At 66.4% G+C, this 22,862-nt stretch carries 21 protein-coding genes and 1 tRNA gene; 13 read left to right on the top strand and 9 right to left on the bottom strand.

Annotated elements, in window-relative coordinates:
- Window positions 1–38: 38 nt before the first annotated feature.
- From G6N24_RS15390 to G6N24_RS15375, 4 genes are all read right to left on the bottom strand, one after another.
- Window positions 39–3,926 carry a non-ribosomal peptide synthetase gene (locus tag G6N24_RS15390; RefSeq protein WP_139822590.1) on the bottom strand — a complete coding sequence of 1,296 codons (3,888 nt, stop codon included), beginning with the start codon at window positions 3,924–3,926 and terminating at the stop codon, window positions 39–41.
- Window positions 3,927–3,952: 26 nt separating this feature from the next.
- Window positions 3,953–4,168, bottom strand: coding sequence for an MbtH family protein (locus G6N24_RS15385; RefSeq protein WP_085162584.1), 216 nt, complete (start codon window positions 4,166–4,168; stop codon window positions 3,953–3,955).
- 163 nt (window positions 4,169–4,331) lie between these two features.
- Window positions 4,332–4,907, bottom strand: a complete 576-nt coding sequence (pth, locus tag G6N24_RS15380) for an aminoacyl-tRNA hydrolase (RefSeq protein ID WP_085162583.1) — start codon at window positions 4,905–4,907, stop codon at window positions 4,332–4,334.
- A gap of 12 nt (window positions 4,908–4,919) precedes the next feature.
- Window positions 4,920–5,582: a 50S ribosomal protein L25/general stress protein Ctc gene (locus G6N24_RS15375; protein WP_085162582.1), complete on the bottom strand. Its 663-nt coding sequence runs from the start codon at window positions 5,580–5,582 to the stop codon at window positions 4,920–4,922.
- A 388-nt stretch (window positions 5,583–5,970) separates the two neighbouring features.
- On the opposite strand from G6N24_RS15375, the gene G6N24_RS15370 reads away from it, so the two are divergent.
- The gene (locus tag G6N24_RS15370; protein WP_232070582.1) at window positions 5,971–6,852 is read left to right on the top strand and encodes a lipase family protein; all 882 of its coding nucleotides are present in this window, start codon (window positions 5,971–5,973) and stop codon (window positions 6,850–6,852) included.
- A gap of 86 nt (window positions 6,853–6,938) precedes the next feature.
- Here G6N24_RS15370 and G6N24_RS15365 read toward each other — a convergent pair whose 3' ends face one another.
- The 5 genes from G6N24_RS15365 to G6N24_RS15345 all read right to left on the bottom strand — a co-directional run bounded on the left by G6N24_RS15365 (window position 6,939) and on the right by G6N24_RS15345 (window position 10,679).
- Complete coding sequence (locus G6N24_RS15365) at window positions 6,939–7,562, bottom strand: LpqN/LpqT family lipoprotein (RefSeq protein ID WP_085162624.1); 624 nt, start codon at window positions 7,560–7,562, stop codon at window positions 6,939–6,941.
- Between the two features lie 32 nt (window positions 7,563–7,594).
- Window positions 7,595–7,951, bottom strand: coding sequence for an arsenate reductase (glutaredoxin) (gene arsC, locus G6N24_RS15360; protein ID WP_085162581.1), 357 nt, complete (start codon window positions 7,949–7,951; stop codon window positions 7,595–7,597).
- Window positions 7,952–8,932 (bottom strand): ribose-phosphate diphosphokinase, encoded by a 981-nt coding sequence (locus tag G6N24_RS15355; RefSeq protein ID WP_085162623.1) that lies wholly within the window; start codon window positions 8,930–8,932, stop codon window positions 7,952–7,954.
- Window positions 8,933–9,024: 92 nt separating this feature from the next.
- Window positions 9,025–10,500: a bifunctional UDP-N-acetylglucosamine diphosphorylase/glucosamine-1-phosphate N-acetyltransferase GlmU gene (gene glmU / locus G6N24_RS15350; RefSeq protein ID WP_085162580.1), complete on the bottom strand. Its 1,476-nt coding sequence runs from the start codon at window positions 10,498–10,500 to the stop codon at window positions 9,025–9,027.
- 107 nt (window positions 10,501–10,607) lie between these two features.
- A tRNA-Gln gene (locus G6N24_RS15345) sits at window positions 10,608–10,679 on the bottom strand.
- A 217-nt stretch (window positions 10,680–10,896) separates the two neighbouring features.
- Between G6N24_RS15345 and G6N24_RS15340 the strand changes: the two genes are divergently transcribed.
- The 12 genes from G6N24_RS15340 to G6N24_RS24800 all read left to right on the top strand — a co-directional run bounded on the left by G6N24_RS15340 (window position 10,897) and on the right by G6N24_RS24800 (window position 22,831).
- On the top strand, window positions 10,897–11,349 hold the full coding sequence (locus G6N24_RS15340; RefSeq protein ID WP_139822589.1) for a YiiD C-terminal domain-containing protein: 453 nt from the start codon (window positions 10,897–10,899) through the stop codon (window positions 11,347–11,349).
- 71 nt (window positions 11,350–11,420) lie between these two features.
- Window positions 11,421–12,014: a TetR/AcrR family transcriptional regulator gene (locus tag G6N24_RS15335; protein WP_139822595.1), complete on the top strand. Its 594-nt coding sequence runs from the start codon at window positions 11,421–11,423 to the stop codon at window positions 12,012–12,014.
- Window positions 12,015–12,060: 46 nt separating this feature from the next.
- Complete coding sequence (locus G6N24_RS15330; protein WP_139822588.1) at window positions 12,061–12,714, top strand: hypothetical protein; 654 nt, start codon at window positions 12,061–12,063, stop codon at window positions 12,712–12,714.
- Window positions 12,711–13,316: an RES family NAD+ phosphorylase gene (locus G6N24_RS15325; RefSeq protein ID WP_085162576.1), complete on the top strand. Its 606-nt coding sequence runs from the start codon at window positions 12,711–12,713 to the stop codon at window positions 13,314–13,316. Before G6N24_RS15330 ends, G6N24_RS15325 begins: the two co-directional genes overlap by 4 nt.
- 70 nt (window positions 13,317–13,386) lie before the next feature.
- Window positions 13,387–17,058 (top strand): transcription-repair coupling factor, encoded by a 3,672-nt coding sequence (mfd, locus tag G6N24_RS15320; protein WP_085162575.1) that lies wholly within the window; start codon window positions 13,387–13,389, stop codon window positions 17,056–17,058.
- Between the two features lie 61 nt (window positions 17,059–17,119).
- Window positions 17,120–18,130: a nucleoside triphosphate pyrophosphohydrolase gene (locus G6N24_RS15315; RefSeq protein WP_085162574.1), complete on the top strand. Its 1,011-nt coding sequence runs from the start codon at window positions 17,120–17,122 to the stop codon at window positions 18,128–18,130.
- Window positions 18,131–18,224: 94 nt separating this feature from the next.
- Window positions 18,225–18,956, top strand: a complete 732-nt coding sequence (locus G6N24_RS15310; protein WP_085162573.1) for a lytic transglycosylase domain-containing protein — start codon at window positions 18,225–18,227, stop codon at window positions 18,954–18,956.
- An 85-nt stretch (window positions 18,957–19,041) separates the two neighbouring features.
- Entirely contained in the window at window positions 19,042–20,331 is a 1,290-nt protein-coding gene (gene eno / locus G6N24_RS15305; RefSeq protein ID WP_085162572.1) for a phosphopyruvate hydratase, read from the top strand.
- A 1-nt stretch (window position 20,332) separates the two neighbouring features.
- Complete coding sequence (locus G6N24_RS15300; protein ID WP_085162571.1) at window positions 20,333–21,007, top strand: FtsB family cell division protein; 675 nt, start codon at window positions 20,333–20,335, stop codon at window positions 21,005–21,007.
- Entirely contained in the window at window positions 21,000–21,491 is a 492-nt protein-coding gene (locus G6N24_RS15295) for a DUF501 domain-containing protein (protein ID WP_085162570.1), read from the top strand. Before G6N24_RS15300 ends, G6N24_RS15295 begins: the two co-directional genes overlap by 8 nt.
- Entirely contained in the window at window positions 21,482–22,429 is a 948-nt protein-coding gene (locus tag G6N24_RS15290; protein ID WP_085162569.1) for a Ppx/GppA phosphatase family protein, read from the top strand. The genes G6N24_RS15295 and G6N24_RS15290 overlap by 10 nt, the downstream gene beginning before the upstream one ends.
- 102 nt (window positions 22,430–22,531) lie before the next feature.
- A complete protein-coding gene (locus tag G6N24_RS24800) occupies window positions 22,532–22,831 on the top strand; it encodes a hypothetical protein (protein ID WP_085162568.1) in 300 nt (99 codons plus the stop codon).
- Window positions 22,832–22,862 lie beyond the last annotated feature (31 nt).

The raw sequence follows: 22,862 nt of genomic DNA, 5'->3' as shown, positions 1-22,862 counted from the left end.
CGGATTTCGGGGGCTTTTGCGTCTGCTCGGCGGGTATCTCACAAGAGATATTTGAGTTGCCTTCCGTATGTTTTCAGCGCGCGAGAAGTCAGCATCTCCTCATGGCTGCAGTCGACCGAGTATGCGCTGATATCGCCACCGACATAGGGCCGCCAAATGTCGGTCAGCGAGGAACCCCAGATATTACTTTGCGCGGCGGAGAATATGGTCATGTCGCCGTCAAACACGCCGGGCGCGCGATTCGTGTCGCAAAGTTCCAGATTGGCGATTACATTGTCGACAATTAAATCGACGACTTGGCTGGTGGGAAGAATAACCTCCGCGCCGCCGCTCTGTTGACGAACGAGGCTCTCGACTTCGTGGTAACTGAGGGACTTTAGCCCAGGCGGCACGTCGATGTGGTATAGCCGCAGGGCCCCTTTGAGTACTTCAAACTCTATAGCGGCCCGCGTCCGTTGCTCGTCCGTTTTCTTGATCTTGAATGCGGGCCCAGCGTCCAGGATGATAAGACGCTCAACCGCGGATCCGCGTCCGACAAGTTCGATTGCCAGCTCGTGAGCTACGGTTCCGCCAAAAGACCAGCCGAGGAGTCGATACGGTCCGGCGGGATCGATCGCCTGGATTCTGTCCGCGTAGTTTGTTGCCATGCAGCTAATTGATCTGGGTGCGACTTCCCCGTCGCGTGGGACTTGTTGAATCCCGATTAGCGGGCAGGTCAAATACGAACTCAGACCCTGATATTGCCAGCTAATCCCACCGGCTGGATGGATGCAAAACAGTGGAACGCCCGTCCCCTGCTTCAGGATCTCGATGGGAACCACGTCCTGTACCGACGTGACGGGGTTGCGTAACTGCTGGCCCAAGCGTCGCACGGTTGGCGCGTCGAACAGGGTATGTACGGCAAGTTGGACGCCGAGGGATCGGTTGATGGCGGCGATGGCGCGCATCGCCAGCAGCGAGTCTCCGCCGAGGTCGAAGAACGATTCCTCAACACCGACGCGGCGCAGGCCCAGTGTGCGGGCATAGATGCCGGCCAGGATTTCCTCGACGCGGGTGGCCGGGGCCCGGTGGTGGTCGCTGCCGTGGTAGTCCGGCGCGGGCAGGGCGCGCAAGTCGAGCTTTCCGTTGACCGTGAGCGGCAATGTCTCGAGCACGACGATCGCTGTGGGCACCATGTAGGGCGGCAGTTGTTCGGTCAACAGCGCGCGCGCCTTGACGGGGTCTGCAGTGCCGGTGATGTAGCCGACCAGGCGTTTGTCGCCGGGGTGGTCTTGGCGGGCGATCACCGCGGCCTGGTCGACGCCATCCAGCTTGGCCAATGCCGCAGTGACTTCGCCCAATTCGATGCGGTAGCCGCGGATCTTGACTTGGTCATCGGCACGTCCCGCGTATTCCAGTTGCCCATCGGGCAGCCACCGGACCAGATCGCCGGTGCGGTACATCCGTGTTCCGGCGCCGCCGAACGGGCACGCCACAAACCGTGACGCCGTCAACCCCGCCCGGCCCACGTATCCGACCGCCACCCCGCGGCCGGCCACATACAGCTCCCCGACCACCCCGGCCGGTACCGCCCGCAACCAGTCATCCAGCACAAACAACGCCGCCCCCGCCACCGGCGCACCGATCGGAACCACCCCCGACCCCGCCCGTAGAGGCGCACTGATCGCGGTGCATATCGTGGTCTCGGTCGGACCGTAGGCGTTGATCATCACCCGTCCAGGCGCCCACCGATCGGCGACCTCGGACGGACACGGCTCACCGCCGGTGATCAGCGTCACCGACTCCAGACCCCGCGGCTCCAAAATCGCCAATGCCGACGGGGTCTGGGTCAACACGCTGAGCTGCTCGCCGACCAGCAGATCGTGAAAGTCGGTTGGTGAGTGCGCCACTGACTCGGGCACCACCACCAACCGCCCACCGTCAAGCAGCGCCCCCCATATCTCCCACACCGAGTAGTCGAACGCATACGAGTGCCAATGCGACCACACCCCGGCCGACGGCAGGCTTGCGCCTAGCGCCGCCACCAGCTCGGTCACGTTGAGGTGGGTGACCGCCACTCCCTTGGGCACACCGGTGGTCCCCGAGGTGTAGATCAGGTAGGCGACGTCGTCTGCCGCGGGCTCCGGCAGTGCCGTGCTAGGTTGGCTGTCCATTGCGGGGTCGTCGACATCGATGACCGGCAGATCACATCCCTGCAGCCGCGCGCGCAAGTCCGTCGCGGTGATCGCGGCGATCGGCGCGGCATCGGTGAGCACGAATTCAATCCGGGCCTGCGGATGCATGGGGTCGATGGGAACGTAGGCGGCCCCGGTCTTGAGCACCGCCAGGATGGCGATGATGGCCTCGGCGCGGTGGGGGAGCAGCAGGGCCACACGGGTGCCCGGGCGAGCCCCGTGTCCGCGCAGCAGGTGGGCGAGCTGGTTGGCTGCCCGGTCGAGTTGCCGGTAGGTCAAAGACCGGCCTTCGCAGGTCAGCGCCATCGCCGCGGGTGTGCGTCGCACCTGCGCGGCCCACACCGCCGGAATCGATGCGGCGATGGTCGGCGGCACCGTGAGCACCGCCCGGTTGCCCCACCCATCCAGGCGGGCGTGCTCGGCCGCACCCAGCAGATCTATCGACGACAACACCCGCGCCGGGTCGGCGGTGATCGCCGCCAACACCTGCTCCACTAGGCGGCCCAATTCGTCGATACGAAAACGCGAAACCAGGTCACCCGTTCCGACGGAAGTCAACAAGAGCTTGTCATTGTCTCTGAAGAAGGCCAATCCGGAACCCCGCGGACCAAAAGCCGACGCGGAAGGCCTTATCGATGCCACGGCATCGCCAAAAGGCGCCACGGTTATCGACGGAACGATATTTATGCTAACCCTATTTGCCGGCTGTGTGGCGCCGCGGTAGTTGCGCTCCAGAATGGATGTCGGGAACCGCTGATGGTGTAGCACCTCCCGTATTCGCATATCGACGTGCCGACAAAAGTCGGCGACGGTGGAGTTCGGCGGGGTCGCCAATACGAGCGGAACAACCCCGGATAACATCCCGGGTATCGTCATTGTCTCTGGGCCAACGCGTCTGGTTACCGGGAGATCGAGCACCACCTCCGAGCCGCGCGCGCACCACCCATGCACCAGAAGCGCGCAAGCTGCGGTAAGGACGGACGATCGGCGCACCCCCAGCGCGCGAGATAACTGGTGAACCCGGCCGACGACAGCGTCGTCCAAGCGGACCAGCTCCGAGGTCAAAGGTGCGTCCGGTGCACGCGCATCCCATACCCGCCGGTAATCGGGCTGCGCTGCGGGATCGAGCGTCGAGAGCATGCCCGTCCAATAGGTCAAGTCCCGGGCGTAATCGTCGGATGCCTCGTACGCCGACTCGTAATCCACCAAGTCTTGCAGCTTGCCGAAGAAACTGGGCGGCACTGGCGCGCCGGAAATCAGCGCGGAGTAAATGGCAGCGATTCGATTCGCGATAAGCATAGCGCCGAATCCGTCGGTGGCGATGTGATGCCAATACCCGTACAGGTGAAACTGATTTGTGCGTGTCTGAAACAGAGCGAACTTTATAAGCAGCCCGCCCGCCAGTGCTATCGGGGTGCGTCGGATCGATTCGGCAAGCTCGTGAGCGTGTCCCACCGGGTCGTGGCAGTCTCGGAGGTCATAGATGAGAAGCTCGAAATCCGGGTCAGCTACTACCCACTGGACAACGTGGCCGTCCACCTCAGAGAATGCGGCCCTGACCGGTTCGGTCTCTTCGAGCACCAGCCGGATCGCGTGCTCGAGCACATCGGGCGCCACCGGGCCATCGATGGTCAAAAAGTAGCCGAGTTGCCAGTCGGTCGCGCCGCAGTTGCCCGTCTCGTGCGTCAGCCAGATATCAAGCTGCCCCCGAGTCAGCGGAAGTGTTCGATTTTCACGTTCAAGGGGACCCATTCGAGCGGGTCGTTTGACATGTGAGGTCACGTCTGCGCGAGCGTGTCTCGGAGGCTCATCGGCCGGATGTCACTCCAGTTCTCTTCGATGCAATCCAGACACTCGGCGCGCGACGATTCCCTGTACACCGCCCGCCAGCCCGCCGGGATGTCGGCGAACGCTGGCCACAGGCTGTGTTGCTCCTCGTCGGTGACCAACACCACGAATGTGCCATGGTCATCATCAAACGGATGGCCGCTCAATGGGTCTCCTTATAGTGGTCGTGCCGCCGCGAAACTTGCTGCGGGGTGCGGGTATTGGGCTGGACCGTAGCTGTCCGAACGCCCCCCGCATAGGGCATTTTGCACAAACGTCAAATACGCAACGTTGCAACTCGCACTGCCAACACCCGGTGTTGACGCCCGCCTACCAGGCGTGCACGCGGTTTTGCGCGGGCTCCAGCCCCAGTTCGATGAGCAACTCGGTGGCGTCGGCGGCCTGCTCGCAGATCGTGGGGACTTGCACGCGCTCTGCCGCCGTGAAGTTCTCCAACACGAACGCCGCCGGGTCTTTGCGACCCGGTGGACGGCCGATCCCGATGCGCACCCGCTGAAAGTCCTTGGTACCCAGCGCGGCTGCCACCGAACGGACGCCGTTGTGGCCCCCTTCACCGCCGCCGAGCTTGAGCCGGATGCGACCGAAGTCGAGGTCGAGCTCGTCGTGGATGACGATGATGTCGGCCGGCGCCACTGAGTAGAACTTCGCCACCGGGCCCACCTGGCGGCCCGACTCATTCATGTAGCAGCGCGGCTTGGCTAATACCACCGAGCGTCCCGCTATCCGGCCGCTGAGGACTTCGGCGCCGGAACGCTTGTGCACCTTGAATTTGGAGCCCAGTCGCGCGGCGAGCAGGTCGGCAACCATGAATCCGAGGTTGTGCCGGGTGCGGGCGTAGTTGTCTCCCGGGTTGCCCAGGCCGACCACTAACAGGGGTTCGGCCACTTCGCGGGCCGCCTACTCGGATTCGCCCGCGGCCTCGGCCTCGCCGGCCCCTTCCGGCGCGGCTGCTGCGGCCTCTAAGGCCTCGGCTTCCTCGCCGGCGCCCTCTTCCTCGAGCTCCTCGGCAGTGGGTGCATTCACCACGTTGACCACCAGCAGGTCGGGGTCCGAAATCAGCGTGACGCCCGCCGGCAGCGCGATCTGCCCGGCGGTGAACTGGGTTCCCGGTTCGGCGCCCTCGATGGACACGGTCAACTGCTCGGGGATTGAGAGCGCCTCAGCCTCGATCTCGATGGCATTGGTCTCCTGAGTGACCAGGGTGTCGGGTCCAGCCTCACCTTCGACGACGACGTTGACCTCGACGACAACCTTCTCGCCGCGGCGCACGACCAGCAGGTCGGCGTGTTGGATGGTGCGGCGGATCGGGTGGATATCGAGCGCCTTGGTCAACGCCAGCTGCTCTTTACCGGCGATGTCGAGGGTCAGCACCGCGTTGGTGCCCGCGTGCCGCAGCACGGCCGCGAAGTCGTGCCCAGGCAACTCCAGATGCTGGGGATCTTCGCCGTGGCCGTAGAGCACGGCGGGAATCTTGCCCTCGCGCCGGGCCCGCCGGGACGCGCCCTTACCGGTCTTTTCACGTACCGTGACGCTCAGCCGGTTGACCGCGGATTTAGCCATTGTGTCGCTCCTGTGTGTATGGCACGGCCAGGATCGCGACGAACTGCCGGTCTCCGTCGATAACGGTGCTGGCTAGATCGCCGGCCACCCTCGCCGTGACGCTCGCACAGGCTAGCGCATCAGCACCTCAGAGGGAAATTGACGCATCGCCGCCGCGTTTCTTTGCGCCGCGCCCAATCCAGATCAAAGTGGCTGGCATGCGCTCGCGTTCGTCTTCGAGCAGCGGTACGAAGATCGGTTAACTTGTTGTGCCGCAACGGATCATCACTCACGCGTTCCAGCATGATGACAGACCCGTAACGGTTCTGTGCCCCCGGTGCCGGCGCCGCTACTGTGTGCCTGTCAACTCGCGGGAAGGAAGCCGATGGGTGACGGTCAGTCCACCGCGATGGCGCGCCGCGCCTTCCTGGCAAACCTCGTTCTGGCTGGTGGCGTCGGAGCCCTCGCGCAATTGGCCGGCCCGGGGATCATGCAGGCCCACGCGAGTGGGCCGGATCGGCATCCTCCGACGGGCCTTGACCCGGAGTTCGCTCTCGATGTGCTCCTTCCGCTGTGCCTTGCCGCCTACGCGATAGTTCAGTCGCCCGTGGTGACCCTCCCATCGGGATACGAGTGGACCGCCAAAGTGATAGTCGACCCTGATGTTGCCGCCGCGCGATCCGGCGAGAATCCCACGTTGACACGGATAGCGACCAATGAATCCGTATTCGGGATGATGGGCCGCAACGCATCCACTCGCACCGCGTTCTTGGCATTCCGCGGCACCGTTTTCTTCGACGACGTCATAACGGATCTGGGTATCATGCCCACCCCATACTTTCCGGTCGACGGATTCGGATGGGTGCACTCCGGCTTTCTGTTTATTTACCGTTTGCTTCAAAACAGCATCAGCACCAACCTGGCCGCCGCGTGCGCGGGCTGCGATCAGCTCCTGGTCACGGGGCACAGCCTCGGCGCGGCGCTCGCCGTGCTTGCCGCGCCCGACATCATGAAAAACATGCTGCCGAGCATCGAACTCAAGGTCATCACTTTCGCCGGGCCGATCGCCGGGCTGTGGGACTTCGCCAGTACATTCGACCGCGTCATCACCAGCTGCTATCGACTGGTGAACTGGCTCGATCTGGTTCCCTACCTGCCACCTCCGCCGTACGAACACGTCAATATTCCGGTCGAAGTTGACAGCGGCGGATCAATCGATCCGTTGTGGCGTCACAGTCTCTACGCATATCAGGCCGGGCTGCAAACGATTATCAAATCGCGCAGACGCTAGTTTGTGCCGAGCAGACGCGAAAGCCCCCAATTCGGAGCCGAATTGGGGGCTTTCGCGTCTGCTCGGCGTGCCCTACCAGCGCCCGCTCACTTGGGGGCGACGACGAATCCGCGGATGATCGCCTCGATGTCGGAAGCCTGCGCGACCGCCTCCCTGGCCAGGCTGGTGATGGTGAGCTGAACCAGGTATCGCTGGTTGGCGGGCGGCGAGCCGGTGGCGATGACGACCCGGTTCCAGCTGTGCAACCGAGCGCCGTTGAGGTCGTAGCTGCCCTGGATCATCGACGACGGAAAGCCGTTGAAGTCTGCCGTTGAGGCGTCCAGCTGGGTGAAGCTCTGTAGCTGCTGGGCATCGGCATTGGCGTGTTTGATCGCTTCGGCGGCGTCGAAGTCCCCATGCAGCCTGAACACCGTCAGCATGGCCGCCGGATACTTGTCGCCCTTGGAAATCAGCTCCGCGGTCGGCGCGATCTTCGGATTGGCGTATGGCGCCCAGCCGGGTGGGGTAGGGATCGACACGGTGAGGTCGGTCAGGCTGTTCGACGCCACCGGCACCCCGGCCACGCCGACGCTTTCCAGGTATTTCGCAAACGGCACGGGGTCGGCCGTCATCGTCGGGGTAGCGCTGGTTGTCGAGCTCGTCGTCCAGATCGACTGGAAGTCGGGGGCCTTCGGTGCGCAGCCGACCGCGGGCGCGATCAGCACGAGCATCGCGACCGCAGCCGAGCGGCTGCCTAGTGCCCTCACAGAATCTCGCGGACAGCGTCGACCGGCCGGGCCAGCCGGGTGCCCTTCGGTGTGACGACAAACGGCCGTTCGATGAGGATGGGGTGTTCGGCCATGGCGTCGAGCAGTTCGTCGTCCGTTGCGTCAGCCAATTGGAGTTCGGCGTACAGCGGCTCACGCTTGCGCACCGCGGTGCGTACGTCGATGCCGGCGTCGCGGATCATCCGTACCAACTCGCCCCGGGATGGCGGCGTTTTCAGGTACTGGATGATGGTGGGTTCAAAACCGGTGTCCCGCAATAAGTCCAGGGTCTTGCGCGATGTGCTGCACTTGGGGTTATGGTAGATGACGGTGTCGCGTGAACCGGATACCATCTAGGCGTCTCCGTCGAATAGCCCTGTGACTGAGCCGTTTTCGAACACGGCGCGAATAGTGCTGGCCAACAGTGGCGCGATGGACAGGACCGTGAGCTGGGCGAAACGCTTCTCCTCGCCGATCGGGAGCGTGTTCGTGACAATCACCTCGCGGGCGCCGCACGCAGCCAGCCGCTCGGCGGCCGGGTCGGACAGCACACCGTGGGTGGCGGCGATGATCACGTCGCCGGCACCGTCGTCGCGCAACAGCTGCACCGCGCCGGCGATGGTGCCGCCGGTGTCGATCATGTCGTCGATCAGGACACAGGTGCGCCCGGCCACGTCGCCCACGACGCGGTTGGACACCACCTGGTTGGGCACCCGGGGATCACGGGTCTTGTGAATGAAGGCCAGCGGGACGCCGCCCAACGCGTCGGCCCATTTCTCGGCGATACGCACCCGGCCGGAATCGGGGGAGACGACCACCATGTTGCCGTCCGGGTAGTTGTCCCTGATGTAGCCGGTCAGCAGGTTCTGGGCGCGCATGTGGTCGACGGGGCCGTCGAAGAAACCCTGGATCTGATCGGTGTGCAGGTCGACGGCCACGATCCGGTCGGCGCCCGCGGTCTTGAGCAGGTCGGCGACCAGCCGTGCCGAGATCGGCTCGCGGCCGCGGTGCTTCTTGTCCTGCCGGGCGTACGGATAGAACGGCATGACCGCCGTGATCCTCTTGGCGCTGCCCCGCTTGAGCGCGTCGATCATGATCAGCTGTTCCATCAGCCAGGTGTTCACCGGCGCCGGGCACGATTGCAGGACGAACGCGTCGCAGCCGCGCACCGATTCGTGGAAGCGCACGAAGATCTCGCCGTTGGCGAACTCCCGCGCGTCCTGCGCCGTGACGTGTACGTCGAGTTCCTTGGCCACCTGCTCGGCCAACTCGGGGTGGGCGCGGCCAGAGAAGAGCATCAGGTTTTTGCGATTATCGGTCCAGTCGTGGCTCAACGTGCTGCCCTCGCCGTATCGGGATCTGTTGAAGGCCCCATCGTACGCAAGCGTTGGGACGGGATTTGTGCGCGGGTTGTCGGGTTCTGCTTTCACGGTGTCTGGCCGGACTCGGGTGCCCGCGTGGTCCTTTCCGACGCCTTTTCGGCGGCCCGCGCGGCCGCGCTGCCCGGTCGTTTGCGCTGCACCCAATTTTCGATGTTGCGTTGGGGGCCCGCCGAGACCGCCAGCGCGCCAGGGGGGACGTCGTGGCGCACCACCGTGCCGGCGCCGGTATAGGCGCCGTCGCCGATGGTCACCGGGGCGACGAACATGGTGTCCGAGCCGGTGCGCACGTGTGAACCGACGGTGGTCCGCCGCTTGGCCTCCCCGTCGTAGTTGACGAACACGCTGGACGCGCCGATATTGCTGTGCTCGCCGATATCGGCGTCACCGACGTAGGTCAGATGCGGCACTTTGGTGCCGGTGCCGATGGTGGAGTTCTTGGCCTCGACGAACGTGCCGAGCTTGCCGTCGGCTCCGAGCACGGTGCCGGGCCTCAGGTAGGTGAAGGGGCCGACGGTGGCGCCGTCACCGATCGACGACGAAATGCCGTGAGTGCGGACCACGCAGGCGCGGTCCCCGACGGTGACGTCGGTCAGTGTGGTGTCTGGGCCCACCACACAGTGGCCGCCGACCTGGGTGCGGCCCAGCAACTGGGTGCCGGGGTGGATGACGGTGTCGCGGCCGATCGTCACGTCAACGTCGATCCAGGTGGTGGCGGGATCGACGACGGTGACGCCGGCCAGCTGGTGGGCGGCCACGATCCGGCGGTTCAGCTCGGCGCCCAGCTCGGCCAGCTGGACGCGGTTGTTGACGCCCGCCACCAGCGCGCTGTCGTCGACGTGCCGGGCGTGGACGGTCTGGCCGTCGGATCGCAGGATAGCGATGACGTCGGTGAGGTAGAGCTCCTGTTGGGCGTTGTTGCGGCTTAGTCGGCCCAGTGCGGAGCGCAGCGGGGCGATGTCGAACGCGTAGACACCGGCATTGACCTCGTGGATCTCGCGCTGCGAGGGCGTCGCGTCGGCGTGCTCCACGATCGCCATCACTTCGTTGTCCTGGGTGCGCAAGATGCGGCCATACCCGAAAGGATCGGTCAACGTCGTGGTCAACACTGTCACCGCGGCCGACTCCGCGCTGTGCGCGGCCACCAGGTCGGCCAGCGTGTCGGCGTCCAGCAGGGGGGTATCGCCGGCGGCGACGACGACGACGCCGGCGTAGTCGTCGGGCAGCGCCGACAGCCCGCAGAGGACCGCATGTCCGGTGCCGAGTGGTTGGTCCTGCAGGGCGACCTCGATCCTGCGTCCCAGGGTGTCGGCCAATTCGGCGACCAGCGCGGAGATGCGCTGGTGATCGTGGCCCAACACCACGACCAGGTGCTGCGGCGCCAGCTTGGTCATCGCGTGCAGCGAGTGCGACAGCATGCTGCGCCCGCCGATGGTGTGCAGCACCTTCGGGGTGTCTGACCGCATCCGGGTGCCGGGCCCGGCCGCCAAGACGAGGACCGCGGTGTCGCCACGAGACGTCATCAGCTCTCCTTATGTCGCGGCTCGCGAGGGCGCGTGTTAGATCGCCGACACGCCGTCAAGCGTGTCATTTCACGCGCGCTCGCGGCAAAGGGCGGGTCCATTTGGGGCTCCGTCGCCAGGACTCGAACCTGAACTATCTGAACCAAAATCAGAGGTGCTGCCGATTACACCACGACGGACTGCACACCAGGGGCGGCCCCGCGCCACCATGTGACTCTAGACGGTTTGGGAGGGCCGGGTCTCGCGTCCGAGGTCATCCGGGGCGTTAAGGGCGGCCAGCGCCGCCAACACCGCTGTTTCGAGCGACGCGAAGTCGGCGTTGGTGGGCCCGCGGCCGGTGACGTGTTCGAGGCGGCGCAGTACCGATCAGTCCGCTCGGCGCAGAGGAAACGGTTCATGGCCGCAACGGATGCGATGAAACAGATGCCGTGGATACTGTGGCTGGATTTGGACACCGAACTTGGGCCGGATGGGTCGGTGCGGGCGGTCCTACGACGCCCTAAACCCGAGCACGTCAATCACAACGGGCACGTCAACGCACCGGTGATTTACGGCGTAGCCGAGGTCGCCGGTGCGGGCGCGGCCGTGCTGGCGGCGGGTGCAGCGGGCACCGGTGCCTACACCGTCATCCGCAGCGCAGAGATTGACTACCAGCGACCAGCCCGCGGCGGTATCACCGCCACCAGCAAAGTCGATTCCGCCGTCGCCTCAGATGTCCAACGGGCCCTCAAGGCAGGCCAGGGGTGCGATATCGACGTTGACGTGTCTCTGACCGACGCCGAGAACACCGTCACCGGGACGTGCCGATTTGTGGTCAGCCTGCGACCCCCACGGCGCGGACCGCGCTAACCGATACCCTGGTTGGCGTGGCTGTGCTGGATAAAGAGCCTGATAAGGAAATGCGGGCGCCGCGTGCCAGGATGACCGGCAGTGAGCGCCGGCTGCAGCTCATCGGCATTGCGCGGTCGCTGTTTGCTGAGCGAGGGTACGACGGGACCTCCATCGAGGAGATCGCGCAGCGCGCCAACGTATCCAAACCGGTCGTCTACGAGCATTTCGGCGGCAAGGAGGGCCTGTACGCCGTGGTCGTCGACCGGGAGATGTCGGCGCTGCTGGACGGCATCACCTCGTCGCTGACCAACAACCGGTCTCGGGTGCGCGTCGAGCGGGTCGCGCTGGCATTGCTGACCTACGTCGAAGAACGCACCGACGGCTTCCGCATCATGATCCGCGACTCGCCCGCCTCCATCAGCTCGGGCACCTATTCCAGCCTGCTCAACGACGCCGTCAGCCAGGTCAGCTCCATCCTGGCCGGCGACTTCGCCCGCCGCGGCCTGGACCCGGACCTGGCCCCGCTGTACGCCCAGGCACTGGTGGGCTCGGTGTCGATGACCGCGCAATGGTGGCTCGACACGCGAGAGCCCAAGAAGGAAGTGGTCGCCGCGCACCTGGTCAACCTGATGTGGAACGGCCTGACTCACCTGGAAGCCGATCCGCGGCTGCAGGACGAATGACGGTAGGGTCGGACCGCCTGGCGCAAATATGTCGTACGATAGTGACATGGTTACGACAGGGCCTGAGCTTGGTGCTCTGCTCGATCGGGTCAACGAAGCGACCAAGCGGTTGCAGCGCTCGACGACGGTTCCCGACGACGTCCTCCAGCTGATCGACAGCTTCGAGCCTGCGCTCGGCGCTGCGACGCCGTTGCGTCTCGAGGCGAACCCATACCTCACGACAACAATGTGGGCCGCTGCGTATAGCGCGGAAAAAGCGCTCCGCCACGACAACGACGAAGACCGGCGTCGGGACGTGCGCATTGCGCTAGAGCAATTCCGCCACGCGTTGCGTGACATCGTCGCAAATCAGCCGTTCAAAGACGATGCGCCGGTCCGCGAAGTACTTGCCAGGACGGCCGGGGCCCTCGCCGCCCCCCAGAAGACCCTGGCCGACCTGTTGGGGGTTTCCGTTCGCCAGCTTCAGCGCTGGCTCGGTCACGACGGCCCGGAGCCGGCGACCGACGACGCCGCGCGCATCCGAGCAGTCGGGCAAATCGTGAACCAGCTGCGGCATTCATTCACGGGTCCGGGGGTAGTCGCCTGGTTCTATCGGGAGCACCCTGTGCTCGGTCGGCGACCGGTTGATCTGCTCGATGACCCGCTGTGCTATCCACGGCTCCTCGGGGCGGCGACCGGGGCCCGTGCCATGACGGCATGAGACTGACGGTATTTCGGCACGCGTCGTACGACTCGCCGTGGTGGGCGTTCCCCAGCTCGCGAGCTGGGCGTTTCCATCGCGCGAGAAGCGAGACAGTCCAGTACCTGAGCCTGCATCCGCTCGGCCCCGCCGCCGAGATGCTGCGCCACCACGTTGGCCCGAGCGGCGATCCGGACGATGTCGTCTTGAATTTGTGGGCGGCTGCGGTCGACGTCGATGACGTGATACAGGTGGATTTCGACGACTGCGCTAGGTATGGGCTGACGCCCGATGAGCTCGTCGGAGACGACTACACCCCGACGCAGGAGTTGGCTGATGCCATTCGAAGGAGCGGTGCAGCCGCGATGATCGTGCCCTCGGCCGCGCTGCCGGGAACACACAACCTGATCTTGTTTGGCGTCCGAGTCCTGAACCCGTTCCTGCGGGCACCGTTGACGCCCGAAGAGGTCCCGACTGGGCACCTTAGCGACGGAGCGCGTCCCCCGGCCGAGGTTGTGCCGCACGTCCGATGGTTCGGCACTCCGCACCCGGCGGCAGAGCAGTGGAAGTTGACCGGCAGCTACGACCTCTTCGATGATCCCGCCGCGACGCGCGGACGGTGAGAACGACGCGGTGGTCGGCGCCGGCCGGGCTCGATATCGACGAACCGTCGCGCCTTAGAATGGCGGGATCATGACCGCACCGGGGACTGCGTGCCCAGATACCCCGATCGCGGGGCTCGTCGAATTTGCGTTGACTGCACCAACATTCCGGCAGCTCATCGAGCGCGCCTCCGATCGACCCGATGAATTGACGCTGGTCGGCCCGGCGGGCGCACGGTTGTTCGTGGCCAGTGCGCTGGCCCAGCGGGGCCCATTGTTAGTGGTCACCGCCACCGGGCGGGAAGCGGACGACCTCACCGCCGAACTGCGGGGTGTCCTCGGCGACGCGGTGGCGTCGTTTCCGTCGTGGGAGACGCTGCCGCACGAGCGGCTCTCGCCCGGGGTTGACACCGTGGGCAACCGCCTGATGGTGTTGCGCCGCCTTGCCTATCCCGATGATTCCCGGCTGGGCCCGCCGCTGCGGGTGGTGGTGACCGCGGTGCGCTCACTACTGCAACCAATGACGCCGCAGCTGGGCCTGGTGGAGCCGCTGACGCTCGCCGTCGGCGACGAAGCCCCCTTCGAGGGTGTGGTGGCCCGGCTGGTCGAGCTGGCATACACCCGGGTGGACATGGTCGGCCGGCGCGGCGAGTTCGCCGTCCGGGGCGGGATCCTCGACATCTTCCCCCCGACCGCCGAACATCCGGTGCGGGTCGAGTTCTGGGGCGACGAGATCACCGAAATGCGGATGTTCTCGGTCGCGGATCAGCGCTCCATACCGGAGATCGACGTCGACACGCTGGTCGCGGTCGCGTGCCGCGAACTGCTGCTGACCGACGACGTGCGGAAGCGGGCCGGCGCGTTGGCCGCTCAGCATCCCGCCGCCGAGTATGCTGCCGCGGGCACCGCCACCGGCATGCTGGCCAAGCTGGCCGAGGGTATCCCGGTCGACGGCATGGAGGCGCTGCTCCCGGTGTTTTGTCCCCCGAAAGATGGGGCTCACGCGCTGCTGACCGATCAGCTCGCCGACGGCACCCCGGTGTTGGTGTGCGACCCGGAAAAGGTGCGCGCCCGAGCCGCCGACCTGATCAAGACCGGCCGTGAGTTCCTGGAGGCGTCGTGGTCGGTGGCCGCCGTGGGCGGTGACACGCCGGTTGACGCCCGGCAGCTGGGCGGGTCCGGGTTCGCCGAACTGGATGAGGTGCGGGCCGCGGCACGCCGGTCCGGCCATCCGTGGTGGACGCTGAGCCAGCTGTCCGACGAATCGGCGCTCGAACTCGACGTCCGCGCGGCGCCGTCGGCGCGTGGCCACCAGCGTGACATCGATGGCATCTTTGCGATGCTGCGCGCACACGTAGCGACCGGCGGGCACGCCGTGATCGTCGCGGCGGGCACCGGGACCGCGCATCGAGTGGTCGAGCGGCTGGCCGAATCCGACACCCCCGCCGCCATGTTGGAATCGGGCAAGGCACCCACGCCCGGCATAGTCGGGGTGCTCAAGGGCCCGCTGCGCGATGGTGTCGTAGTCTCCGGCGTCGGCCTGGTCGTCATCACCGAGACCGACCTGACCGGCAGCCGGGCGACCTCCGTCGAGGGCAGGCGGCTGGCGGCCAGGCGGCGCAACACCGTCGACCCGCTGGCGCTCACCGCCGGCGACCTGGTGGTGCACGACCAGCACGGCATCGGGCGGTTCGTGGAGATGGTGGAGCGCACCGTCGGCGGCGCCCGGCGCGAATATCTGGTGCTGGAGTACGCGTCGGCCAAGCGGGGCGGCGGGTCCGACAAGCTGTATGTCCCAATGGATTCCCTCGATCAGCTGTCGCGGTATGTCGGCGGGCAGGCGCCCGCGCTGAGCCGGCTCGGCGGCAGCGACTGGGCCAACACCAAGACCAAGGCTCGCCGCGCGGTCCGGGAGATCGCCGGCGAGCTGGTATCGCTGTACGCCAAGCGGCAGGCCACCGCCGGGCATGCGTTCGCCCCGGACACCCCGTGGCAGGCCGAGATGGAGGACGCGTTCGGTTTCACCGAGACCGTCGACCAGCTCACCGCGATCACCGAGGTCAAGGCCGACATGGAAAAGCCGGTGCCGATGGACCGGGTGATCTGCGGCGACGTCGGCTATGGCAAGACGGAGATCGCGGTGCGGGCGGCGTTCAAGGCGGTTCAGGACGGCAAACAGGTCGCCGTGCTGGTGCCCACCACGCTGCTGGCCGACCAGCATCTGCAGACGTTCGGCGAGCGGATGGCCGGGTTCCCGGTGGTCGTCAAGGGCCTGTCCCGGTTCACCGACGCCGCCGAGTCCCGCGTCGTCATCGACGGCCTGGCCGACGGGTCGGTGGACATCGTGATCGGCACGCATCGGCTGCTGCAGACCGGGGTGCGCTGGAAGGACCTGGGCCTGGTCGTGGTCGACGAGGAGCAGCGGTTCGGCGTCGAGCACAAGGAGCACATCAAGTCGTTGCGCACCCACGTCGATGTGCTGACCATGAGCGCCACCCCGATCCCGCGCACCCTGGAGATGAGTCTGGCCGGGATTCGTGAGATGTCGACGATCCTGACGCCGCCCGAAGAGCGCTACCCCGTGCTGACCTACGTCGGCCCGCACGACGACAAGCAGATCGCGGCCGCCTTAAGGCGCGAGCTATTGCGCGACGGGCAGGCGTTCTACGTGCACAACCGGGTTAGCTCCATCGACCGGGCGGCCGCCAGGGTGCGGGGCCTGGTGCCGGAGGCGCGGGTGGTCGTCGCCCACGGACAGATGCCTGAGGACCTGCTGGAACGGACCGTCCAAGGGTTCTGGAACCGTGAATACGACATTCTGGTGTGCACCACGATCGTGGAGACCGGGTTGGACATCTCCAACGCCAACACGCTGGTCGTCGAGCGCGCCGACACCTTCGGGCTGTCCCAGCTGCACCAGCTGCGCGGACGGGTCGGCCGCAGCCGCGAGCGCGGCTACGCCTACTTCCTGTATCCACCGCGCACGCCGCTGACCGAGACGGCCTACGACCGGTTGGCGACCATCGCGCAAAACAACGAGCTGGGCGCCGGCATGGCGGTTGCGCTGAAGGACCTGGAGATCCGCGGTGCCGGCAATGTGCTCGGTGTTGAGCAGTCCGGGCACGTCGCCGGCGTCGGATTCGACCTGTACGTGCGGTTGGTGGGCGAGGCGGTCGAGGCCTACCGAGCCGCCGCTGACGGCAACACGGTGACCACAGCCGAGGAGGCCAAGGACGTGCGGATCGATCTGCCGGTCGACGCGCACCTGCCTCCGGATTACATCTCCAGCGACCGGCTCCGCTTGGAGGCCTACCGGCGGTTGGCCGCGGCCGGCGACGACGCCGCGGTGGCCGCCGTTGTGGAGGAGCTGACCGACCGCTACGGCACGCTGCCCGAACCGGCTCGCCGGCTGATGGCGGTGGCCCGATTGCGGTTGCTGTGCCGAGGCGCTGGCATCACCGAGGTGACGGTGGCGTCGGCGGCGACGGTGCGGCTGTCGCCGCTGACGCTGCCGGATTCGGCTCAGGTGCGCCTGGCGCGGATGTATCCGGGCGCGCGCTACCGCGCCACGACGAACACGGTCCAGGTACCGATTCCGCGAGCCGGCGGGATCGGCGCGCCACGCCTCCGTGACGTCGAGTTGGTCCAGATGGTGGCCGACGTGGTGACGGCGCTGGCAGGCAAACCGCAGCACGATATTGGTATAACCGGTTCGGTACCCGCGACACCTGCAACGACGTCGAGTGAGGAGCGGCAAGCGTGATGATCCGCGCCGGCGACGATGCAGTGGGGGCGCCTCCCCCTCGCGGGGGAGAGCGGCGCTTATGATCGTCGTCCTGGTCGACCCTCGTCGTCCGTCGCTGGTGCCTGTCGAAGCCATCGGGTTGTTGAGCGGCGAGGTGCAATACACCGAGGAGATGCCCGTCGCGGTGCCCTGGACGCTGCCGGCGGCGCATCCGGTGCACACCGGGGACGACGCGCCGGTGTTGCTGTCGTCCGACCCCAACCACCCCGCCGTGGTGGCACGATTGGCCGCCGGCGCCCGGCTGATTTCGGCACCAGACGCCCCGCGTGGGGAACGGTTGGTTGACGCCGTGGCGATGATGGACAAACTGCGCACCGCCGGACCGTGGGAAAGCGAGCAGACCCACGACTCGTTGCGCAGGTATCTGCTGGAGGAAACATACGAGCTGCTGGACGCGGTCCACAGCGGCAACGTCGACCAGCTGCGCGAAGAACTCGGCGATCTGCTGCTGCAGATACTCTTCCACGCCCGCATCGCCGAGGACGCTTCGCAGCTTCCCTTCACCATCGACGATGTCGCCGAGACGCTGATGCGCAAACTGGGTAATCGGGTGCCGGGAGTTCTTGCGGGCGAGACTATTTCGCTCGAAGATCAGTTGGCGCAGTGGGAGGAAGCCAAGGCTGCCGAGAAGTCCCGGAACTCGTTGCTTTGCGACGTGCATACTGGTCAGCCGGCATTAGCGTTGGCGCAGAAGGTGATTCATCGTGTCGACAAAGCTGGGCTGCCGGCCGACCTGATTCCCCCCGAAATCACCTCGATTTCGGTCTCGGCTGATGTCGATGCGGAAAATAAGCTGCGCACAGCGGTTCTGGATTTCGTGAACACCGTTCGCAGTGTCGAGAAGGCAGTTGCCGCCGCGCGCCGTGGAAACAACGTCGCCGCGGAGCTTGACGTAACTCCGCTTGGCGTGATCACCGAGGAGGAGTGGCGCGCGCATTGGCCTTCGGCTGTGTCGACCGCCGAGGCCGAGGAGGAGCCGCAGGACGCTCCGAAAGCCTCGGGCTCCAAACGGCGCAAGGGCCGCCGATAGTGGTTTTGGCCTGCGGCGATGGGGGTTGGCCCCAGACCCATGGGACGATGATCGTGGCCCGCAAGTAAAGGGGCAGGCATGCAGGGGAGTTTTTGTGTCGCCGAGGCGTTGGTTGCGCGCGGTCGCCGTCATAGGTGCGACCTCGATGCTGATGGCGTCCAGCTGCACCTGGCAGCTCAGCCTCTTCATCCCCGAAGGCGTGCCGCCGCCCGCCGGGGATCCGGTACCGCCGGTCGACACGCACGCCAGCGGTCGGCCCGCTGATCAGTTGCGTGACTGGGCGGAGCGGCGCGCCCCGGCGCTGGAAATGCCGGTCATCGCGCTGGAGGCCTACGCCTACGCGGCCCGCGTCGCCGAGGTCGAGAATCCGAAGTGCCATCTGGCATGGACCACGCTTGCGGGCATCGGGCAGGTGGAGAGTCATAACGGTACCTATCGCGGCGCGACGATAGCGCCCAACGGGGATGTGACTCCCCCGATCAGGGGCGTTCGCCTCGACGGCACCGGCGGCACCCTGCGCATCGTGGACAGCGACGCGGGCGGTCTGGACGGTGACGCCGGGGTAGAGCGTGCGATGGGACCGATGCAGTTCATATCCGAGACCTGGCGCCTATACGGGGTCGATGCCAACAACGACGGCATCGTGAGCCCGGACAATATCGACGATGCCGCGCTCTCGGCGGCGGGTTACTTGTGCTGGCGCGGAAAGGATCTCGCGACGCCCAGAGGATGGATGACCGCACTGCGGGCCTACAACAACTCCGGCGTTTACGCCCGGGCCGTCCGGGACTGGGCGACCGCCTACGCGGCGGGTCACCCCTTGTAGCAGGATGGATCGCTGACTGAAGGCTTTACGCTAAAGGGCGGTCCGGGGCACTGTTCAGTTGGCTGCGACGCAAAAGGAGAATCCGGTGCCGATTATCGAGCAGGTTGGGGCCCGCGAGATCCTCGATTCCCGGGGTAACCCGACGGTAGAGGTCGAGGTGGCACTGATCGACGGGACATTCGCCCGCGCTGCCGTGCCGTCCGGCGCGTCCACCGGAGAGCACGAGGCCGTCGAGCTGCGTGACGGCGACGAGCGTTACGGCGGCAAGGGCGTGAAAAAGGCCGTGCGAGCCGTCCTCGATGAGATCGGCCCGGCGGTGATCGGCCTCAACGCCGACGATCAGCGATTGATCGACCAGGCACTGGTCGATCTCGACGGCACTCCCGACAAGTCCCGGCTGGGCGGCAACGCGATCCTGGGTGTCTCGCTGGCCGTGGCCAAGGCGGCCGCCGATTCCGCGGAGCTGCCGCTGTTCCGCTACCTCGGCGGGCCGAACGCGCACATCCTGCCGGTGCCGATGATGAACATCCTCAACGGCGGCGCGCACGCCGACACCGCGGTCGACATCCAGGAGTTCATGGTGGCTCCGATCGGCGCCCCCAGCTTCGTCGAGGCGCTGCGCTGGGGCGCCGAGGTCTACCACGCGCTCAAATCGGTCCTGAAGAAGCATGGGCTGTCCACCGGATTGGGTGACGAGGGCGGCTTCGCCCCGGACGTGGCCGGCACTACCGCCGCGCTGGATCTGATCAGCCGGGCCATCGAGTCGGCGGGGTTGAAGCCCGGCGCCGACGTGGCGTTGGCCCTCGACGCGGCGGCCACCGAGTTCTACACGAATGGCACCGGGTACAGGTTCGAAGGTTCGACCCGCACCGCCGAGCAGATGACCGAGTTCTACGCCGAACTGCTCGGCGCCTATCCGCTGGTGTCCATCGAAGACCCTCTGTCCGAAGACGATTGGGACGGTTGGGCGGCGCTGACGGCGGCGATCGGCGATCGGGTGCAGATCGTCGGCGACGACATCTTCGTCACCAATCCCGAACGCCTCGACGAGGGCATCGAACGAGGCGTCGCAAACGCGTTGCTGGTCAAGGTGAACCAGATCGGCACGCTGACCGAAACGCTGGACGCCGTCGCGCTGGCGCACCACAGCGGATACCGCACGATGATGAGCCACCGCAGCGGGGAGACGGAGGACACCACGATCGCCGATCTGGCCGTGGCCGTCGGCAGCGGGCAGATCAAGACGGGCGCGCCGGCCCGCAGCGAGCGAGTCGCCAAATACAATCAGCTGCTGCGGATCGAGGAGGCGCTCGGCGACGCCGCGCGCTACGCCGGCGACCTGGCATTTCCCCGATACGCGTACGAGGCGAAATAGGTTGACGGCCAAGCCCGATCCGAAGCGCCGTTCCCCGGCATCGCGCCCGGGGAAAGCCGGGGACTCGGCTCGGGGCCGCCGGATTGCCAAACCTTCTGCTGCGCCGCACGCGAACCGCGACAACGCGCGCACGCTGCGCGAGCATGTCGTCGAACCCATCAAACGCTCGATCAGCGAGTCGATCGAGCTGCGGTCCGACCAGCGGCTGGGCTTCACCGCGCGACGGGCGGCGGTGCTGGCCGCGGTTGTCTGCGTGCTGACGCTGACCATCACCGGGCCGGTACGCACCTACTTCGCGCAGCGCACCGAGATGGCGCAGCTGGCCGCGACGGAAGCCGCGCTGCGCCGACAGATCGCCGACCTCGAGCAACAGAAGGGCAGGCTCGCCGACCCGGCGTACATCGCGGCGCAGGCGCGCGAACGCCTCGGTTTCGTGATGCCGGGCGACATTCCGTTTCAGGTCCAGCTTCCGCCGACGGCGACGGCATCCCCGCCACCCGGGTCTGACGCGGCGAAACCGGCCCGAAGCGAGCCCTGGTACACGTCGCTGTGGCACACGATCGCCGACAAACCACACCGACCACCAGCCGCGGGTCCGGCGGCATCGGCGCCCGAGCCGGCACCACCTGGTCCGATGCCGCCCGCCTCGCCGAATCTCACATCGCCCGGTGGTTGATCGTGCCGACCTGGAAGCGGTCGCGCGCCAGCTCGGTCGCGAGCCGCGAGGCGTGCTCGAGATCGCCTACAGATGCCCCAACGGTGAACCCGGCGTGGTGAAGACGGCGCCGAAACTTCCCGACGGGACGCCGTTTCCGACCCTGTATTACCTGACGCATCCCACGCTCACGGCGGCCGCAAGCAGGCTGGAGACCGCCGGACTGATGCGTGAGATGACCGAGCGGCTGCGGCGGGACGCCGAACTGGCCGCCGCGTACCGGCGGGCGCACGAGTCGTATCTGGCCGAGCGTGACGCGATCGAGCCGCTGGGGACCACGGTTTCCGCCGGAGGCATGCCCGACCGGGTCAAGTGTCTGCACGTGCTGATCGCGCATTCGCTGGCCAAGGGCCCCGGGGTGAACCCGCTCGGTGACGAGGCGCTCGCGCGGTTGGCCGCCGAGCCGGCGATGGCTCCAGTGTTGGTCGGTGAGCTGTGGCGTTGACGGCGGCCGGTGTCGACTGTGGTACCAATTCGATTCGCTTGCTGATCGCCGACGTAGCGGGCGACGGCGGGCTTCGCGACGTGCATCGCGAGACGCGCATCGTCCGGCTGGGTCAAGGAGTCGACGCGACGGGTCAGTTTGCGCCGGACGCGATCGCGCGCACCCGGGCCGCACTGGCGGACTATGCCGAACTGCTGAGGATGCACGGCGTCGAGCGAGTTCGAATGGTCGCCACATCGGCGGTCCGCGATGTCGCGAATCGCGATGTGTTCTTTGCGATGACGGCCGACGTGCTGGGCGCGGTGTTGCCGGGAGCGGTTGCCGAGGTGATCAGCGGCACCGAGGAGGCCGAATTGTCTTTCCGCGGCGTCGTCAGCGAATTAGATAGCGCCCGTGGACCTTTCGTTGTTGTCGACTTGGGCGGGGGCTCGACCGAGATAGTGTTGGGTGACGGTGGGGTAGCAGCCAGCTACTCGGCCGACATTGGCTGTGTACGGCTGACCGAACGTTGTTTGCATTCAGACCCGCCGACACCGGAGGAAGTGGCGGCAGCGCGCCGGGTCGTCGTCGAAGGGCTCGATGCCGCGCTGCGTGTGGTTCCCGTCGAAAGCGCCCGGACCTGGATCGGGCTGGCCGGGACGATGATCACGCTGTCCGCACTGGCCCAGAACATGACGACGTATGATGCTGCGGCCATTCATCTTTCGCGGATCGCCAGCAGCGATCTGCTGGCTGTCTGCGACCGGCTGATCGGCATGACACGTGCCCAGCGTGCCGCGCTGCCACCGATGCACGTGGGCAGGGCCGACGTGATCGGCGGTGGTGCGATCGTGGCCGAGGAGTTGGCGCGCGAATTGCGCGCCCGGGCGGGCATCGACGAGCTGATCGTCAGCGAACGCGACATCCTCGACGGCATCGTGCTGTCGATCGCCGGGTGAGTACCACCTGCCACACGCGTCACTGGCTCAGGCGACACCCGTTTTGCCCACCTCACAGCGACAACTCCGGTCGATGTCATACCCGCATGCCACTGTTGGGCCATGAAAAACTCGTTGTGCCTTCACGGAATTGAGGTTCGGTACGTGCTCACAATGCACCTGTCCCAACACGGACCAGCGACTATCGCCGAAATGATCGATGCGCTGCGCTGGCATGGCTTTTGCGTCCGCGGCAGGGCGTCTAAGGCCATATCGGATGCATTGCGTTGGGAGATCGAACGAGGCAGGGTTTACCGGCTCGGGCGAGGTCGATACCGATCGGCGGATATCCCGCGTGCCACCGAATATCGGATCCGCCAGCGAGTGCTGGCTTTGCGTGCTGCGGCCAAGCTGTCGCGATGAGCCGGGCAAAAAGAGTGTCGTCCGAGCCAGT

This window comes from Mycobacterium lacus, from assembly GCF_010731535.1.
Classification (GTDB): Bacteria; Actinomycetota; Actinomycetes; order Mycobacteriales; family Mycobacteriaceae; genus Mycobacterium; species Mycobacterium lacus.
This window is presented reverse-complemented; position numbering and strand designations above follow the sequence as displayed.

Bases quoted from the DNA above. Each gene is read 5' to 3' on its own strand.
- G6N24_RS15370 (WP_232070582.1), top strand. From the start codon at position 5,971: ATGGCGCGCCGCGCCTTCCTGGCAAACCTCGTTCTGGCTGGTGGCGTC.
- G6N24_RS15375 (WP_085162582.1), bottom strand. From the start codon at position 5,582: ATGGCTAAATCCGCGGTCAACCGGCTGAGCGTCACGGTACGTGAAAAG.
- G6N24_RS15340 (WP_139822589.1), top strand. From the start codon at position 10,897: ATGGCCGCAACGGATGCGATGAAACAGATGCCGTGGATACTGTGGCTG.
- G6N24_RS15390 (WP_139822590.1), bottom strand. From the start codon at position 3,926: ATGGGTCCCCTTGAACGTGAAAATCGAACACTTCCGCTGACTCGGGGG.
- glmU (WP_085162580.1), bottom strand. From the start codon at position 10,500: ATGACGTCTCGTGGCGACACCGCGGTCCTCGTCTTGGCGGCCGGGCCC.
- G6N24_RS15335 (WP_139822595.1), top strand. From the start codon at position 11,421: ATGACCGGCAGTGAGCGCCGGCTGCAGCTCATCGGCATTGCGCGGTCG.
- G6N24_RS15365 (WP_085162624.1), bottom strand. From the start codon at position 7,562: ATGCTCGTGCTGATCGCGCCCGCGGTCGGCTGCGCACCGAAGGCCCCC.
- G6N24_RS24800 (WP_085162568.1), top strand. From the start codon at position 22,532: ATGAAAAACTCGTTGTGCCTTCACGGAATTGAGGTTCGGTACGTGCTC.
- G6N24_RS15325 (WP_085162576.1), top strand. From the start codon at position 12,711: ATGAGACTGACGGTATTTCGGCACGCGTCGTACGACTCGCCGTGGTGG.
- G6N24_RS15315 (WP_085162574.1), top strand. From the start codon at position 17,120: ATGATCGTCGTCCTGGTCGACCCTCGTCGTCCGTCGCTGGTGCCTGTC.
- G6N24_RS15330 (WP_139822588.1), top strand. From the start codon at position 12,061: ATGGTTACGACAGGGCCTGAGCTTGGTGCTCTGCTCGATCGGGTCAAC.
- mfd (WP_085162575.1), top strand. From the start codon at position 13,387: ATGACCGCACCGGGGACTGCGTGCCCAGATACCCCGATCGCGGGGCTC.
- arsC (WP_085162581.1), bottom strand. From the start codon at position 7,951: ATGGTATCCGGTTCACGCGACACCGTCATCTACCATAACCCCAAGTGC.